The sequence below is a fragment of the Fulvivirga sp. M361 genome, assembly GCF_007097395.1.
GTDB lineage: Bacteria > Bacteroidota > Bacteroidia > Cytophagales > Cyclobacteriaceae > Fulvivirga.
The window spans coordinates 17,007-35,262 of the sequence record NZ_VKDC01000010.1; the positions used below are offsets into that span (position 1 = coordinate 17,007).

Here is an 18,256-nt window from a genome sequence, read left to right on the forward strand (position 1 = left end):
TAATAAGTAAGCTATAGATTATGTACAAATTCTACTGTTAGTCTGACCTATTGATACGTATGTCTTGTGCTATTTGCCCCTGGTACCTCAGTCTCAACGTACCTCCTGGTTTCAACGTTAAAACGGATCATATGGTACCTGCAAAAAAATCATTAGGATATTATATAGCCTTACTTCTAACCCTAGCAAGCCCTTGCGTTACGATACTTTCGGCCCAAAACATTTACCCCCCTGATACCTGGGAGAAAAGAGATACATGGCAAAATGTACCTGAAATAATGAAGTTCATGGGTATCAAAAAAGGAGATGTGATCGCAGACATCGGCAGCCATCAAGGTTACATGACATTAAAGTTTTCCAAGGAAACAGGACCTGCCGGTAAAGTTTACGCTGTAGACGTGAATCATTCGCACCTTAAAGTATTAGATAAGCTCCTTAGAGAAAGTGAAATCACTAATGTTGAAACTATTCGGGGTGAATATGATGATCCAAAATTACCTGAAAATTCATTGGACCATGCATTTATTATGGATACCTACCACGAAATGGATGACTATCTCAAAATCTTGAAGCATATAAAACAAGCGCTGAAGCCCGGAGGAAAACTAGTCATTATAGAACCCATTGGTGAAGAGAGAAGGACATGGAACAGGAAAAGCCAGGAAGGTAAGCATGAAATAGCCATACGATATGTACTGGACGATCTGGAGAAGGCCGGGTATCGGATTATACAACAACGAGATCCGTTTATAGAGCGTGGTCAACATAAAAAAGATGCACTGTGGGCGCTGGTCGCAATTCCCTATCCTCTCTCAACACAGTAATGCTTTTTATTCAGGCGGATCGGATATGACACATTGATGACTTTTTGAGGAATACAAATGCTTCAACAAAGTAATAAAGCCCTGACATGAATAATAATAACGTCAGGACTTTATGAGAAATGTTGTCTTTTATATCTGCAGGTTAGTTTTTGAAGCTAATTCTTCTTCTTTTTTCTGAACAGGTTTTTGATAGCATCTTTCGCCTCATCTTCCAGCTGTTTCTTCAAATCAACCTGTGTAGAATCTGCTTTTTGAGTGCTGGAGGAGTCTTTCTCATCTCCACCTAAAAGTCCGGAAACCAGATCTTTGGCTTTGTCGCTTTTCACATTGTCCAGCAGGTCACCTGCCAGATCCTTGGCTTCCTCTTTAGCCTTATCCTTTACCGCAGCTTTAGCTTGTTGCTTTTGGTCATCCATTAATAGCTGGGGTTTAGGGTTATCGTACGTACCGCCAATACCAATCTTAATTGGGATCATTGCGTCGTCTCCGCTCCCTCCTCCAAACGAGGATACCAGGCTGCCAAACTGGCTTCCCAAGTCGCTCGCCGGTATATCCATCTTTAAATTATAACTTATACCACCATCTAATGAAGTGGCCCCGGAAACCGTTGAATTGTAATCACCCAATTTAAAATCAAATGGGTCTACTTTTAACTTACCGTCCTCAATAGTCGCTGACATCAACACATCTTTTAATGTTACTTTACGCGCCTTTGCACTACTGCTATTACTACTTTTTAATTTAGTCAGCGCTGTCACGCTTTGAATAATTTTAGAATCACTTAACGATGCTTGGGCTATTTTTAATAAACCTCCACCCGTCACAGTACCAAGGTCAGGTAGCATTTCATCATTCAGCAGACCTGATACATTAAAATCCGTAGAGACGCTACCATTAACCAGCCTTGCAACGGGTGCATAGGTCTGCACCAGGCTAAAGGCACTAAATGACTTCTGAATAGAAAGGTCTTTAATATCGAGGTTAAAGTCATATTTAGGTTCGTCAAGATTCTGCGTATTGTAAGAACCATTCATGGCAAAAGCCCCTTCCAATAAGTTAAAGTTGACATTTTTAAAACTTGCTATACCATCTTCTACTACAATGTCACCCACTATATTAGTAAGGGTCATATCCATCACTTCTACTTTGGCGATGGTTGACTTCATGAGAAATTCAATGTTCTTCGGTACTTCAATCACGCCATAAACCTCCTCCTGTCCTTCTGCCGGTGTTGTTTCCATTGTTGGTCCTGACGCAGTTTCTTCTTCTTCCATGAATTCGTTCAGGTCCAGTAATTTGCCATCATAATTCATGGTACCGTTAAGGGTTTGATTCTCGCCAAACAGGTAAGCCATATAATTGGACACAGAACCGGTTATATTCATATCACTTTTCCCCACCGTACCCTTGTAGCTTTCAATGGTGATCTTCTGAGGGTCAAATGAAGCTGCTGCCGTTGAAATAGTAACATCATAGGGTAATTCGCTATCTACATACTTAAACCCGGTGATTGTCACCTTACCACTTGTGGGCAGTTGATCATACTTTTCAGCTTCTAAAGACGCCATATTGCCTTTAGTATCGAGATCTGCTTCAATCTTACCTGATAGCTCCATTCCTTCCAACGGAAATACTTTTGTGATCTTTTCCAGGTCGATACCTCCACTGGCCTTTAGGTCCCAGGTGTAATTGGCCAGGTCACTAAAGGTCAAATCGGCTTTAAAAGGTTCACCATCCATGGTCATGGCAAAATCCTTTACAACGGCGTGCAGATCGTCCATATTACCTGTCTCGTTTTTAACCACAGCGTCAAAATGTAAATCTTCCAGTGCATATGGAAATTCAGAACTTTTTACATATCCGTTGGTCAGACTCATGTTGGCTGCTATGGTAGGAATTGTATTTTTAATACTGTCATAGATGCCATTGGCGGTTAAGTCTATGACGTAATTTCCCTTCAGCATCGTCCCTTCCATTGGAAACATAGAGCTTAATTCTCCCAGGTTCAGCTTGCCTTGTACATTGGCTTTCATTTTGTAGTTCACCAGGTTTTCCACTCTTAATGATGCATCGATCGGGTTATTTCCAAAATCCATGTGGAAAGATTTCAGATCAACGATGGTATTATCAATATTGCCGTCTGCATTATCTACCAACAGATCCATTTTAATATTATCAATAGAGGTAGGCAAATCAGGGTATTTGAACATAGCTTCATCCACTTTAAGCGCTACATTAAATGCAGGCAGGTTCAAACTATCATACGTACCTGACACTTTCCCTTCAAAAGACAGGGTTCCCTCACTTTGAATGTCACTGAATTCCTGGGTATAGATACCCGGAACTAAAGAAAGTAAGCTTTTAAACGAACTTTCGGGAGCTGCATAATTGATATCCATGTCCATACTTCCATCTGCCAATAGGGCCAGGAATCCATCAAAACTCAGGGCGAAATCATTGACACTCACTCGATTTTCTTTAAAGGTATATCGCCCAAACTCATCACTGATATTGATGATCACATCAGCGGCAACGTTTTTGTCGGAAAGATATTCTACCCCATCAAAAATCACTGTTACGGAGTCCGCTTTGGTTTTTGTGTTAAGATCGAACTCATCTTGATTCAGGTCGCCGTTTCCACTATGTTGGAGCTCTTTGATCTCAAGTTTAAAGGGCAAGGTGGCATCGTCATAAACAATGTGACCATTCGTAATTTCCCAGTGGTCAATGCCAATGTTATAGGCTGTAGCTTCCTCTGATGCCGGAGCGGGAGTTGTCGGCATCTCTTCGGTAGCTATGGCAATGTCGTAGTTCGCAGAACCATCTTCTAACACGTGAATGAATATTTCAGGACTGTTCAGCCGAATGCCATTGATCTTGATCTGATCTCCCATGAGACTAAATAAATCCACTTCCACTTCCAACTCCTGAACTGCAAATAATATCTGACCTTCAAAAGGCGCTCTATTGATAACACCAAAGTTATTCATGCCGGCAGTAACGTTAGGGAAATTGCTCAAAAGTGACAGACTAAAATCGTCTGTGTCCCAAACAATATCAGCATTGACAGATTCTGCCAATACATCGTCTACCGCCGCTTTAATGTCATCTTTAAACAGTATCGGAACGGCTATGGCAACAACTATGAGTAGCAAAAAAATGCTAGCCAGAATGATCAGGACTTTTTTCATGGGTATTAAAATTTAACTTATGGCAAATTTAGCAAGAATAAATATCTTATAGGGGCGACACACTCACCTCTGGATACAACATTTTTCACATTTGTAAACAAGGCCGAAACAAATTTATTCCAAGCGGTGCATAAGGATCTGAATTTCATTGAAAAGCAATAGCGACATCGCGGTGTCTGACTGGAATAGGATGATATGGTCCAACTCAAATTCATTGTCTGTACGGGTGAGCTTCATACGGTTTTCCTCCCTCTCCCAGATGATGTCAATGTCATAGTCACCTTGCAAAACATAAGAAGGTTTTGCGTTATTCACCTTAATGTTACCTGTGTAGTCATCATTCAGATGAATAAGGCCCACAATACTCTCATTTTCTATGGTCCAGGTAATGGTCCAATCACCGGTAACCGCAGCCATATTATTCTCCACATCTTCTCCGGCACACCCCAGCAGTAACAGTAAAACACACAGTTGTTTCATACCCGGATTTAACGCTGACGTACAAAAAAGATTGCCAGTTAATGATCAAAAATATTTCTTAAGGAGCTTAAGAATAAGTCTGACACTCTTAGTATATGGTGGATAAATAAACCTGGATGAAGTAAATCCAATCCTTTGTTTTAAAACAGCCTTTTCATTGGAAAAAGCTAAAAAACCATACCGCCCGTGCGCTTTGCCCAGTCCACTATTATTTACACCGCCGAAAGGCAAGTGTGGATGGCTATATTGTATGACACAATCATTGATGCACACCGTACCTGATGAAGTGGAGGATACTAATTGCCGTCTTCTCTTTTTTGATTTACCAAAATAATAAAGGGCCAGGGGCTTGGGCTTTTTATTAATAATGGAAATGGCCTCGTGTAGGTCGTTGTAGGTGATGACAGGTAGAACAGGGCCAAATATTTCCTCTTCCATCACTTGCATATCTAATGACACATCGGTGAGTACGGTGGGTGATATAAAATGATCAGCTTCATCTTTATGATTACCAAAACGCACTTTAGCACCTTTTTGCAATGCTTCTTCCATCAAGCTACTTATCCGGGAAAAATGGCGCCTATTAACTAGCCGCGCATAATCCGGTGAGGCACCGATCAAACCTTCATTACCACCAAACAGGCTGGAGACCTGTACTGAGAGGGCATCAAGAAATTGATCTTTCACTTGAGTATGTACCAATACATAGTCCGGAGCCACACAAGTTTGCCCATTGTTAAGGAATTTGCCCCATGCAATTTTCCGGGCAGCGTCGCGGATATTCACGTTCTCGTCAATCACAGCGGGTGATTTGCCACCTAATTCCAGGGTAACAGAAGTAAGGTGCTCAGCGGCCGCCTTCATTATCAATTTACCTATAGCCGGACTACCGGTAAAAAAAATATGGTCAAACGGAAGTTCTAGTAATGTTTTGGCAACCTCAGCTTCACCATTAAATACCGCCACTTCCTCTTCTCTGAAAAGCTCACCGACCATATCATCTATAAGGGCAGAGGTATTTGGCGTCATTTCAGATGGTTTGATCATTACTGTGTTACCCGCTGCCAATGCAGAGACCAGCGGTCCAATCGTGAGGTTAAAAGGAAAATTCCAGGGAGCCATAATAAGACAGACTCCCTTAGGCTCATATTCCACTTGAGCCGAAGTGGTAAGATAGGCTACAGAACCATCTACGGGTGTAACAGATGACCATCGTTTTATATTCCTAATGGCGTCTTTCAGCTCTGTAAGCACCGGGTAAATATCCGACATATCCACTTCTGCTTCTGGCTTCCGAAAGTCATCATATATGGCCTTTTTGATCAGGAAATCATTCTTATCGATCCAGCTTTTAAGTTTTTTCAACTGTTTTATACGCTCTTGTATTCTTTCCGTCCTTAGCTGTATAGCATGCTTTTGCTGCATGTCAAAGATCCTTTGAATACGCTGTGCACTGGAGGCGGAGCCGGTCATGGTCTGGGTTTGGTTTGATAGTAAAGGAAAGTTAAGCCTTTCAATGTTAAGCCAATGTTACGTACTTTTGTTTTTGTGTTAATTTAATGTTAACTTAATGTTAATTTTTTAGAGTTAGACAGAGACGGGCATGGCAAATAAATTTTTTTTTAGTCTATTTTTTTCGCTTTCTATCGGATTAAACGCACAAAATCTACAGCGTTATACATTCCATTCTAATTTTGAATCTGAGTTTTTTTTAACTGAACATGACGGGTTAGCAAAACAATTAATGGCCGACCCTCAGGTAAACCGGGAAGAACACCTTTCTTTTGACGCGACAATAGGGGATTATATTTCTCAATTGAGCGCCAAACGTAGAAAATTCAGAACACAGAGGGATTTTGTTTCAGCCGTATTTTACAAAACACATCGCAAATTCTTAAAAAGGTACAGAGAATTAACCTCCTTTGCTGATATGTTGCGTACAGGCAATTATGATTGCCTTTCCGCCACTACATTATATTCACACCTCTTTCAGAAGTTGAGTATCCGTCATGAAATTGTTGAAACCAATTATCACATCTATATTAATGTGATGCTGGAAGAAGGTAACATACTTATAGAATCTACAGACCCACTCTATGGCTTCGTAAGTAATACAAAAGAGATTGAAGAACGGCTTCAAGGTTTTGAAGCGCGCAATAACTCAAATACGGGTAAACGTAGTTATACGTTTAAAGCAAAATTAAATGACCCGGTTACACGGGACGAGCTTGTTGGCCTTCAATACTACAACGCTTCCATAAAGGCATATAATGAACACGAGTTTGGAAAGTCGGCTCAATTGCTACAAAAAGCACTACTTTTTCGACATAATGCACGTACCTATGAATTTTGCTTACTGCTGGTCCAAACAATTATGAACGATACAGGGATGGATGATAACCTGAGGTCACGTTATGTGCATCAACTGAAGTCTTTGATGCTATCTGATAATACGTTGGCCAGCCGTTAGTTTGATAAAATTCTTACTTCCACTCGTCTGTTTTTACCGCGCGATTCTTCGTCACTTGCTCTTGACAACGGCTTAGTACCGCCAAAAGCCCTGGTTTTGATCCGCTTCTTGGAAACTCCTTTTTCAACCAGGTAGTTCTTTACAGCAAGAACGCGTTTTTCAGACAGCTTTAAGTTTTGTTTCGCGTTGCCCCTAAAGTCCGTGTGTCCTTCCAACTGTATGACCATTTCTTCACTATCATTAAGCATTAACACCAATTCATCCAGCCCGGAATAGGACGCCTGGGCAATCTCAGCTTTACCCAGTGCAAAAATAAGCTTATCCAATCTTATCAGTTGGTCTGCACCGCTTGGAGTAAGTTGTACAAGATGGTCTATCTTATTATCAACCGCGTCAGCGGCTTTTAATGTGGCAAAAAAAACGGCATACCCTTCTGCCTCAACTTTAATAGCATAGTCCTTGTCATTTCCCATGCTGAATTTGAAAGTTTCTCCTCTGAAAATACCTAGCTTACTTCCATAAGGAAGGCTCTCGTACTTGATACTGGCTGATACAGGCTCACCTGTAAATTTGTCTACAATTTTGCCTGTAACATCTACCGGAGATCCTTCTTCAGGTTGAGCAAAAATGGAAGGAGTGATAAAAAGGAGAACAAATAATACCATGCCTGCTTTCGAGTTCAAGTACTTCATATCATAGTGTTTTACTCACTAAGTATTTTGAATTCTACCCTTCTGTTTTTTCGTCTACCTTCACGTGATTCATTGTCCGCAGTGGGTTGAGCTTCTCCAAAATACTTGGTGTTTAGTCTCTTACCATCAATTCCCTTGCCAATTAAATAATCTACTACCGCTTTGGCTCTTCTTTGTGATAATCCCAGGTTATAAGGTTCGGGCCCTGTGTTATCCGTATGCCCGGCTATTTCAATGTTAAGTTCTTTTCTTTTCAGCATCAGATCAGCCACTCGATTTAATTCAGGGTAGGATTCTTTTTTCAATATACTTTTATCGAAATCAAAGAAAACATTGTTTAAAACTACAGTAGCTTCTTTCTCTATGGGCACCAGGTATAAGTCACGTTGCGAGATCTGTCTTTCACCACTTTCTGTAATTCCTGTAAGATCAATGTTTTCATTTTGCGCCATATACCCTTCAGATTCAGCTCTTATACCATACTTTTCACCTGCAGGTAGTAGCAGTTCATATTCGCCTGTTTGAGCGTTGGTTGAGGTAACACCAATTTCTTTTCCATCAGATAATCTTTCATAGATGATCTTAGCTTCAATGGGCTCTCCTGTTTTAGAATCCAACAGCTTGCCTTTGACCAGGATAACAGGATCGGGACGTTTAAATACTGGCATAGCCACGCGGAAAATGTCCATGTCATCGTCACTAACCCCTTGAGAGTAGTAGGCAAAATCACTGTTCCCGGGAATATTAAAGAACAGGTCTTCATATTGAGAATTGATGGTAGGCCCCAGGTTCTCAGGAGTCGACCAGTTCGTCCAGGTATCGTCAAGTCTTTTGGAAATGTATATATCACTACCGCCAAACCCACTGTAGCCATCGGAAGAAAAATATAATGTTTTATCATCCGCTGCCAGGAAAGGTGATGATTCTTCTCCGGCGGTATTTACTTTAGCTGATAAATTCAGTGGCTCCGTCCACGTGCTGTCATCTTCTACAAAGCTCACGTACAGGTCACGTCCTCCGTTGGAATCTTCCCGCATTACTGACATGATGAGTACTTTGCGGTTATTGGCTAAGAAAAAGTTGGCTTTTTCCGAATAGTTGTAATCATTTTCAATAATCAATGCCGATGGTTTAGACCAGCTTCCACTGGCGTTAGAGCTTATACTTATACCGGCGGCCATTTTACCATTTTCCAAATATTGATTCCCCAATACCATTAAAACGGCCTTGCCATCCGGGGTTACCGAACTTACGAAGTTAGGCCCGGCATTATTAAGCGTCTCACCAATGTTCTGAGCCAACTTCCACTCACCGTTTTCGTCCTTTTCAGAAAACCAGATATCTTCATTATCCTTAACACCGCCGACATTGCCCGGATGGTTTCGTCTCGAGAAATACAATGTCTTACCATCGGGAGATAAAAGCGGCTTCATTTCGCGATACTCGCTATTTACATTTTCACTTAGTCGTTCTTTCGAAAGTTCCGGGCTCAGGTATTCAGGTAAGTCGATCTGGGCGATGATAGGAATATCCGAGTCCGAGATGGCTATGGCATCCACACTATAATACTCCGGAACGGCAGCACCGTCAAATTCTATTTTAATGGCTGCTACTTTATAGGGTGTCTCTTCCATAAAGACATTTTGCATCCTCCCTTTCAAAGGGATTGTCCTCGGACTGAAAGTGTTGACCAGGTATTCTTTATCGGATTCATCATAGGCAAACACCTTAAAAATGGCGCTGGGATTATACGATTCAGCAATCGCTATTTGGCGTATTTGAATGGGATTATCAAAACCAACTTTAACAAATTCTTTTTTATTCGCACGTTCAGGCGTCCAGGCATTAGGGTTTTCTCCTCCAGCTGGCAGCACATTAGGCTTACCAAGAAGCTGCTTAGCAGAGTACTGAACTGGTGTAAGTTCAGACGAAAAATCTATCACTTTTGTAGCCCACTGAACAGTCTGTGCGTAGGCCGACAAGGTCATGATAATCAATGCCGAAAGGATTAAAATTTTCTTCATATAATTTAGTAATATAAATAGCTGAACTTAAAAGTAAACATAATCAAAAAAACATATTGATTCCAAGTTAGGGGCTTGAAATCCAGTAGTGTTGGCCAATTCAGATAGAATATGACCTGGAATCTATTTTTAGGATAAACAAAAACCCAATTTAGGCCTTGATTTTCAGGTGTTTGTAAAAAATTCAGTTGATGTATCAAGTAAGTCATCCGCTTTTATAAATCCAAAGCTTACCATAAACCTAGTAAATTCACAGTTCATCTCATGTACTTTTTTTAGCCCCTTTTAACATATTTTCATTTGGAATATACTTTAATAAAAATGAAGATAACTTTTCCTGTCTGAATTCATCCACGCCATTATTCTAAAGACCTTTTATTGAATAAAAGAAAACCAGCATGGATCAAGACGCCCAATTGTGTTTCATTGTCATCATAATAATTTATACTTAAGCTAACAGGCCCCGCAGGACTGCGAAATACCAATCCGGCCGTTCCGGATAGAAACACCTTATCAAAATCACCGAAAACCTCAAAGTTTTCAGGGTCTTCTAACGATTCGAAACCTTTAAAGGCATATACTTCAGCTCTAAAATCAAGTTTTGACCGTATGGAAAAAACATTTCTAATCCCCGCAGAAAGGAAGTTATGTCCACGGAAGTTCTGAAGAAATAAAGTTTGGCTATCCTGAAGCGGTTGAAGTGCAGATGCATTGGTTAAGGTGGCCATGCGGTTGCTAAAAAAAGGTTGGTTTGAAAATACACCTCCCAGATAATAACCTGTACTGTATTTCCCTTTTCTAATATATTGTTCCAGATCAGCCCGCAACCTGAACCACTGGTGGTCATTGGATTGTTCCGGGCTTTCAGAAGTAGAGCCAGGCCTGTACTCTTCGGAAATGTTAAAAAAGTCTATTGCCATTTTGAATGATTTTCCTTCATTCGGATACTGTTTATAGTTTAAATTGTTCCTATCCACAATCAATCCGAACCTAAGGCCATCCAGTTTCAATCGGTCTAATGTGTCCGTAGAAGTGAAATTATTGAAGTTGCTGAATTTATCCTGGTTGTTTATCCATGCTCCATTGAGTACTGCACGGAACTTAGCCCCTAGTGGGAAGCCAATATTCAACCCATATTTCCTGTCAATTCTATCTAAAACGGTAGGGGATTGGCTTGTGCTTAAAATATCATCGGCCGATAAAAAATCCCAACTGTTAAAAGTGAGTTCGGATTCTATAAAAAACTGACCCAGCGCAGGCAAACTCAGTCTTGTTCTTAACTGAATGGATTTGTAAAATCCGCCGGCTTGAAAATTCAGGCTATTCTTTAGCAAGTAATTATCAAAATGATAATGCTCCAGTCCTAAAAAAATCTGACTTATATTACGGGTAGCTATTGCCCCACCTATGCTTACATTAAAGTTATTTTCAGGTCTACCGTACAAATGTAACCCATAAGCGTTCTCTTCATGATTGAACAGCATTTCAGGATATATCGTACGAAAATAGTCCTCTGACATCAATTTAAAATATCCTTTTTTAATCTGCTCAAATGTCAGATGCTGGTCAGGTTTTTTTTTGAACAAGTGGCGTATATAACGCCGTTGCCTGGAATTAAAACCATGAAAGTCAATGGAAGAAAAGCTAAGCGGCTGTTGTCCATTCTTGAAATCCTGACGTCTTTTTTCAAGCTCAGGCAACGTTCTTCTGGAAGAGACTTTGGTAAAGATCTCCTTCATTTTGGCCATGGTAGCTGTATATCCGCTATCGATCAGTGATCGGGCTTTGTTAAAGTCAAACGTGGTATAGCCTGCCAGGTCCGGTTCCACATATATCCCGGATTCGGGTATCAGGTCCGGGTCAGATTTATCCAGGATCATAAACAATAGTGACTTATTGATAAGCTTATCATCACTCTCATAGGGATATTCATTGAAAATTTTAGAAGAGACATTCGAACCGATCACGACATCCGGGTTGAACTCTTTAAGGGCTATATCTACCGGAAAATTATTATAAATGCCTCCATCAAATAAATATTTTCCGTTAAACCGGATCGGCTTATAGAAAAAAGGCACTGAAAGCGTAGCGCGCAAAGCTCCTCCCAATGAGCCCTTTTTAATAATCTCTTCGTGCTGAGTAAAAATTTCCGAGGCAATAATTCTGACAGGAACCAAAAGGCTATCGAAATTGTAACCTGCCTTGGCTGACTGTATTGCAAATTTCTCGGCTAAAGCAAAATTTAACGCGAGATCCTCTGCTATGGTAGAAGTTACAGACGCATTAAAAGTAGAATCCAACGAAAGTTGCAGAGATAGAATTGCCGATGTGGGATCTTCTTTGCTATAATAGAAGTTAAACCCCTTTTCAAACTCACCATTAACCCACCGTTGAAAGTCAGCAGAAAGTATGATTTCTTCTATTTCAGCTGCCGAATAACCAGCGGCGTAGCATCCGGCAATAATTCCCCCCATTGAAGTACCTACCAGGTAATCTATAGGCACATCATTTTCTTCTAACGCTTTGATCACTCCTAAATGTGCCAAGCCTTTGGCACCACCTCCACTTAACACCAGTCCGACCTTTTGTGCCGTTACTTGCCATGACAGCAGGGTTGCTGAAAACAAGAAAAAAAGCTTTAACATTTACAAACGCTGTCGTTATCCATTAAAGCTAAACAAAAAAGGCAAGACAAATATTGCCCTGCCTCCCGGAATATGCTGAATTTCTTTTATTTAATACTCGCCAATATGGTCTCTTCCTCCTGAGGAAATGGAATAGCTTCCAATTGTGCCATCATGACATCACGTTTTACTTCGAATTCCTCACGGTTTTCATCCGTTATAGGCGCCGAGGGAGGTAACTCTACCCGCAAGGCATCAATTTGTACGCCATTTTTCCAGAAACGATAACAGAGATGGTTGCCTTTGGCGAGACCTGTGCTTCCTACATAGCCGATCACATCTTCCTGTTTGACCTTCATGCCGGGACGAATACCGGATTTGATCTTGGACATATGCAAATATTGTGTGGTATAGGTACTGTTATGCTTGATCTTAACAAAATTACCGTTGTATTTATGATAACGGGCTGCTATCACTATACCATCCCCCACTGAACGAATGGGTGTGCCTTTAGGGGCGGCAAAATCTGTACCACGATGTGCTTTCCAACGTTTCTGCACAGGGTGAAATCTATTCCCCGAGTAACGAGAACTAATTCTTGTAAAATCCAGCGGGTACTTTAACAACGCTTTTCTAAGGCTTTTTCCGTCCTCGTCAAAATAGTCAATACCATCGCCCTGATCATAATGGAACCCATAAAAAGCATTGCCGAAATGTTCGAAATAAATAGATTTTATTTTACCTGAACCTATGGATTGTCCTTCTACCAAATGGTCCTCATAGATCAGCTTAAATCTATCTCCTTTTTGCAAACGAAAAAAATCAACCTGCCAGGCAAAAACGTCCACAAAATCATTCGTAAGCTGATGAGACAATCCTAACGCCTCCATTGTATTGGAAAGATTGGATTCTATTACTCCGGAGACACCCTTTTCTATTATCGTTATTTCTTTTTGCTTCTTCTCTACACTGATCGTATCCTGTAAGTTAAAAACAACATATTCGGTAGGGTTATGTTCATAAACAAATGCTTTGACCGTTTTAAACGAATCAGGATCACAGATCAAAATGTATTTTTTATTGGCTACCATCTTACGAACATCGAAAACGTCCTTGGATACATTTGCTAACTCAAAGATTGCCTGATGCGATACATTATGCGCCGTAAGGATCTCCGAAATATTTTGGTTTCTTTTGATTTTATCTTCAATCACTACCATAGAGTCTACTACTAGTCCGTAAAGCCGCTTGGGTTCTGGCTTAATTACAACTGTAGTATCTTGCTCTACAACAACCACTTCCATAATGGGTGCGGGTTCGTGGTCGAATAAAGGAAGCATGAAATAAAAACCCACTGAAAAAATAGCCGCGATGACGAGGCCCAGATGTTTTTTAGACATGGTTGGTTTTAAATAATTAAGTTGGTTAAAGTCGAAACAGGCAAAAAATGCCTAAAACGTATGTAATTATACACTTTACCGTAGAAAAATGCTAAAATTGATGATCAATTTCACACTTAACTTTCACTGAAAGCATTTAAATAATTGATAATGAGTGAGTTAAATAAAAAAAATATTAGTGTATTAGGATGCGGATGGCTAGGTATGCCGCTGGCAAAGCAATTAATTAAAACAGGAGCCTATACTATTAGTGGCTCCACAACCACTTCTGAGAAATTAAAAAAAATTAAAGATGCTGGAATTCAGCCCTTTATAATAGATCTCAAAAAAAATATACCCCCAGGTTTTTTAACCTGTGATATATTGGTCATCACCGTACCTCCTTCATCAGGTAATTATGAAAATCGAATTAAAAGGCTTATCGGTCAAATTAAAACTTCCAATGTCCGTAAAGTAGTTTTCATAAGTACTACGTCCGTTTATCCTAATTCGGGTAAAATAGCCGTTGAAAGTGATGCGGCCTACATCACCTCTTCACACAGTGGGGTCACTATGCTGGCTATTGAAGATATGTTCAGACATGAGGGCAGTTTTGGAACGACAATTTTACGTTTTGCAGGTCTTTACGGCCCAGAGCGTCACCCGGGTAGGTTCCTCGCTGCAAAACGTGAACTCAGTGGAGCCGAAAACCCTGTGAATCTAATACATCAGGAAGATTGTGTTAATATCATTCTCCGGATCATTGAAGATGAATGCTGGGGAGAAACGTTCAATGCCTGTGCCGATGAACACCCCATAAGGAAAGTGTTTTATACGAAAGCCGCTCATCACCTGGGAGTAGGGGCACCTACTTTTACAGATAAGGCTTCAGGATATAAAGTAATTAGTTCCGAAAAATTAAAACGAGCTTTGGGCTATACCTTTTTGCACGCGGACCCCATGGAGGACCTGCAACGTTAATACACTATAAATTCGTCAAATCAACCCCTTCCAGTAGTGGTCAATACCGGTTTTTGGTATTACCTCACTTATACAACTCTCGATATTTATCTAACCCTTTATCCAAAAATCGGATAAAATTATCCACCTCCTTATCATAAGCCACAGGACTTACCAGCACTTTTTCATCTGCCCCTAACAAAATGTAAAAAGGTTGTGCATTATTATTAAGACGACGGATTTGAAGGTCTGCATTTTGTTTGCCAATGGTCTTTTTTACCTTGCTATCATAGCTTGAGGTATACCAGTCTGACTCTGGAAGATCTGTTTTATCATCTACATATAGTGCTACTATCACATAGTCTTCCTTCAACCTTCTAAGCACATCCGGATGAGACCATACCACGGCCTCCATCTCACGACAATTGGTACATCCGTGGCCCGTAAAATCTATAAAAAGTGGCTTCCCCTGAGCTCGTGCGCATGCCAGCGCCTGATCATAATCAAAATACCCCTTCAGCCCGTGTGGCAAGTGCAGAAAGTCAGCATACTTAGGGGTGTCACATATATCATATCCTTTATCTTCCTGACGGTTAGTAGAGATCAAGTCAAAGTCGTGTGTGTACATTGGAGGCAAATACCCTGCTAATGCTTTTAGAGGCGCGCCCCAGAGGCCTGGAATAAGGTAAATCACAAAGGTAAAAGTGGCTATGGCAAACATCAGCCTTAATACACTTACAGACTGAAGTGGGCTATCATGTGGCAATTTGATTTTGCCTAATAGATAGAAACCCATTAATGTAAAGATCACGATCCAGATAGCTATATTCAGATCACGATCCAAAATGCCCCAGTGAAAAGCCTGGTCTGCAATGCTGAGAAACTTAAATGCCAGCGCCAATTCGATAAATCCCAACACTACTTTCACTGAATTTAACCACCCTCCCGACTTTGGCAATGAGCTTAACCAGCCAGGAAATATGGCGATTAGTGTGAAAGGAACAGCAAATGCCAGTGAAAAGGAGAACATACCCAGAATGGGTTTCAGTACTTCTCCTCCGGCAGAAGCCACCAGAATACTCCCTACAATAGGCCCTGTACATGAAAATGAGACCAATACAAGTGTAAATGCCATAAAAAACACGCCTATCAGGCCACCACGATCTGCTTTTTGATCCATTTGGTTAACAAACCCACTAGGCAGTGTGATCTCAAACAATCCAAAGAAGGATAAAGCAAATACTATAAAAACCGTAAAAAAGATCAGGTTAGGTACCCATTCCGTAGACAAGTGGTTAGCGGTTTCCGGCCCCATGAGCGGTGCAAGAGCTGAGCCTATAACAGTATAAATGAGAATAATGGACAATCCATAAATGATGGCCTGGCTTTTACCTTTCACCTTGCCGGTAAAATAAGTTACCGTCATGGGGATCATTGGAAAAACGCAAGGAGTCAGTAGAGCGGCAAGTCCTCCTACAAAGGCAAAGATCATAAACAGGATAATGGACTTGTCTTTGGGGTCTTCAATAATAAGATCCGGGTCCAGAATAGGCCCCTCATTTACTACATTACTGTAATCTGTCCTTTCGGCACTTTCTTTAATGTCAGCTTGTCCATTGTCAGCGCTGTTTTGTGTATCATAGGCGTTATTCTGCAGAGATGTATCCTTTTCTTCAGCAACAACCTCGGCTTTTTCCGATTTTTTTTTTACGGTAGGCGTAGGTTCTTCTGCTTTTTTGGGTGCCGGCTTTGGTTCATCTTTTTTTTTTTCTGATCCGATATTCACTTTAAAAGAGGAGAACTCGAAGTCATAATCAAACGGAATGCACTTACCATCAATATCAGAACATACCTGGAACTCATAGTTCCCCACTATGACAGGGTTAGCTTTAAGTATTTTAATGGTCTGCTTGAACTGACCGGTCTTTTTGAATGTACGGACGTTACACTCAAATACATCATCGTATTTTTCAACAGGATTAATAGCACGCAGTTCACCTACGAGTTCGTAGGTATCATTACTTTCAAATGTAAAAGTAGTTACCATAGGCCCGCAGTCGGGGTCAAAATCCGAAGAATAGAGGTACCAGTTTTTGTCTATGGTAGCTGTGAAGATCAGTTCCACCTCTTCACCGATCTTTACATCCGTCTTGCTGACTTCATGCGTCCATTTGGAAGGCTCAAGGATCTGAGAAAATGACGAAGTAATACAAATCAGTAAAGTAATACTTAAAACCAGGTATCTTGCTGTTCTAAACATGATCTAACTTAAAATATAAAAGTGGCGTCAAAGCTAATGGAAATGGCATCAAGATCGCCACCTCCGCCCGGGTTATTTCCTATCCTTGTATAATCTGCGACATAGATATTAAAACTCCCTGGCTTTATGGTCATTATGACAAAACTTCTAATTCCATTCATTAAACGAATATTAAGGTATTTACAGTTACATTAAGCCAATCTTATAAAATCATTTGTGCTACACTCAATATAAGCCGGCTTTAAGCCTCTTAATCCGTCGATACGATGCATCTATACGTCCGGTAGAAAGTTCTCCAGACTCAACCAGCTGCCTCACAATACGGTGCACGGCATCTACTGTCCGTTCATCGCTGTTTGGTATGTTATTAGAAAATATCAAGACATCCACACCAGCCTGGATCGAAAGCTTGATCGCTTTTTCCAGGCCATAGTATTTGGTAATGGCATGCATTTGCATATCGTCAGAAAATACAACTCCGTTAAAGTTCAAGCTGTCACGCAATAAACCAGTCACAATAGGCTTTGACAATGTCCCGGGAAGTCCTCGCTTATCGAGTCGCTTATTTACGATGTGCGCTGTCATCACTGCCTGCACTTGTTTTTTATCAATGAGAATACGGTAAGGCATGATTTCCTTAGACTGCCAATAGGGTGTTACGTCGGCAATGCCCAGATGAGTGTCAGCATGCGAACTACCGTGACCAGGAAAATGCTTCAAAACTGAAACTACCCCGTAGCGATCATGCGACTCAATCATTTGTTCAGCAAACAAAACCATTTTATCCGGGTCATCACTGTAAGATCGTTCTATCTTATGAATAACAGGATTATCTTTATTAATGGCCAAATCTACTACCGGTGCAAAGTTTACATTGAAACCCAATCCGGCCAGTGTTGAAGCGTATATTTCTCCATAAAACCGAATAGAATCCATATTGCCCAACTCTCCGAGGTATTTGGCAGATACCGTTTTAGGAAATTTGTATTTCTCCTTAAGACGGTTCACCTTGCCTCCTTCATGGTCAAGAGCCACAAATAGTGGCTCTGGCGAAGCAGATTGCAACGCCCATGTAAGTTGTTTAAGACCAATATAGGAATTACGGTTTTGGATGTTCTTTTCAAAAAGGACCACACCACCCACTTTGCCTTCTCTGATCTCCTTAAGGGTAGGGTCATTTGATGTGATCGTCTGGCTGGAAAAACCCACCATGATCATTTGGCCAATTTTAATGTCAAGACTATCGGTGTTTTGGGCACTGGCCAGACCAGGCAGGATCAGTAAGATAATATAAAGGATGTTTTTCATAGGGTTACATTACAGCATAAAGCTCATAAGATTCTGTGTATTCA

At 40.7% G+C, this 18,256-nt stretch carries 13 protein-coding genes; 3 read left to right on the forward strand and 10 right to left on the reverse strand.

Features of this window, described 5'->3' with window-relative positions:
• Positions 1 to 131 precede the first annotated feature (131 nt).
• Positions 132 to 824, forward strand: coding sequence for a class I SAM-dependent methyltransferase (locus FNH22_RS13490; RefSeq protein WP_185154219.1), 693 nt, complete (start codon positions 132 to 134; stop codon positions 822 to 824).
• A 155-nt stretch (positions 825 to 979) separates the two neighbouring features.
• Here the strand turns inward: FNH22_RS13490 and FNH22_RS13495 are convergent, their stop codons facing one another.
• The 3 genes from FNH22_RS13495 to FNH22_RS13505 all read right to left on the reverse strand — a co-directional run bounded on the left by FNH22_RS13495 (position 980) and on the right by FNH22_RS13505 (position 6,013).
• Complete coding sequence (locus FNH22_RS13495; protein ID WP_143398928.1) at positions 980 to 4,015, reverse strand: AsmA family protein; 3,036 nt, start codon at positions 4,013 to 4,015, stop codon at positions 980 to 982.
• 114 nt (positions 4,016 to 4,129) lie between these two features.
• The gene (locus tag FNH22_RS13500; protein ID WP_143398929.1) at positions 4,130 to 4,495 is read right to left on the reverse strand and encodes a hypothetical protein; all 366 of its coding nucleotides are present in this window, start codon (positions 4,493 to 4,495) and stop codon (positions 4,130 to 4,132) included.
• Between the two features lie 45 nt (positions 4,496 to 4,540).
• Positions 4,541 to 6,013 (reverse strand): aldehyde dehydrogenase family protein, encoded by a 1,473-nt coding sequence (locus tag FNH22_RS13505; protein ID WP_255518058.1) that lies wholly within the window; start codon positions 6,011 to 6,013, stop codon positions 4,541 to 4,543.
• A gap of 85 nt (positions 6,014 to 6,098) precedes the next feature.
• Between FNH22_RS13505 and FNH22_RS13510 the strand changes: the two genes are divergently transcribed.
• Complete coding sequence (locus tag FNH22_RS13510) at positions 6,099 to 6,965, forward strand: hypothetical protein (protein WP_143398931.1); 867 nt, start codon at positions 6,099 to 6,101, stop codon at positions 6,963 to 6,965.
• On the opposite strand, the gene FNH22_RS13515 is transcribed toward FNH22_RS13510, so the two are convergent.
• The 4 genes from FNH22_RS13515 to FNH22_RS13530 all read right to left on the reverse strand — a co-directional run bounded on the left by FNH22_RS13515 (position 6,962) and on the right by FNH22_RS13530 (position 13,705).
• The gene (locus FNH22_RS13515) at positions 6,962 to 7,657 is read right to left on the reverse strand and encodes an OmpA family protein (RefSeq protein ID WP_143398932.1); all 696 of its coding nucleotides are present in this window, start codon (positions 7,655 to 7,657) and stop codon (positions 6,962 to 6,964) included. The two genes, FNH22_RS13510 and FNH22_RS13515, sit on opposite strands and share 4 nt — an antisense overlap.
• Before the next feature lie 11 nt (positions 7,658 to 7,668).
• Entirely contained in the window at positions 7,669 to 9,681 is a 2,013-nt protein-coding gene (locus tag FNH22_RS13520; RefSeq protein ID WP_143398933.1) for an OmpA family protein, read from the reverse strand.
• A 359-nt stretch (positions 9,682 to 10,040) separates the two neighbouring features.
• Entirely contained in the window at positions 10,041 to 12,308 is a 2,268-nt protein-coding gene (locus tag FNH22_RS13525; RefSeq protein WP_185154220.1) for a patatin-like phospholipase family protein, read from the reverse strand.
• Positions 12,309 to 12,412: 104 nt separating this feature from the next.
• Positions 12,413 to 13,705, reverse strand: coding sequence for a peptidoglycan DD-metalloendopeptidase family protein (locus FNH22_RS13530; protein WP_143398935.1), 1,293 nt, complete (start codon positions 13,703 to 13,705; stop codon positions 12,413 to 12,415).
• A gap of 150 nt (positions 13,706 to 13,855) precedes the next feature.
• On the opposite strand from FNH22_RS13530, the gene FNH22_RS13535 reads away from it, so the two are divergent.
• Positions 13,856 to 14,665 (forward strand): SDR family oxidoreductase, encoded by an 810-nt coding sequence (locus FNH22_RS13535; RefSeq protein ID WP_143398936.1) that lies wholly within the window; start codon positions 13,856 to 13,858, stop codon positions 14,663 to 14,665.
• Between the two features lie 64 nt (positions 14,666 to 14,729).
• Here FNH22_RS13535 and FNH22_RS13540 read toward each other — a convergent pair whose 3' ends face one another.
• The 3 genes from FNH22_RS13540 to FNH22_RS13545 form a co-directional block, all read right to left on the reverse strand.
• Positions 14,730 to 16,904, reverse strand: coding sequence for a cytochrome c biogenesis protein CcdA (locus FNH22_RS13540; protein ID WP_143398937.1), 2,175 nt, complete (start codon positions 16,902 to 16,904; stop codon positions 14,730 to 14,732).
• 8 nt (positions 16,905 to 16,912) lie between these two features.
• Positions 16,913 to 17,065, reverse strand: coding sequence for a hypothetical protein (locus FNH22_RS32030; RefSeq protein ID WP_185154221.1), 153 nt, complete (start codon positions 17,063 to 17,065; stop codon positions 16,913 to 16,915).
• Positions 17,066 to 17,129: 64 nt separating this feature from the next.
• Positions 17,130 to 18,212, reverse strand: a complete 1,083-nt coding sequence (locus FNH22_RS13545; protein ID WP_143398938.1) for a glycoside hydrolase family 3 protein — start codon at positions 18,210 to 18,212, stop codon at positions 17,130 to 17,132.
• Positions 18,213 to 18,256: the final 44 nt, after the last annotated feature.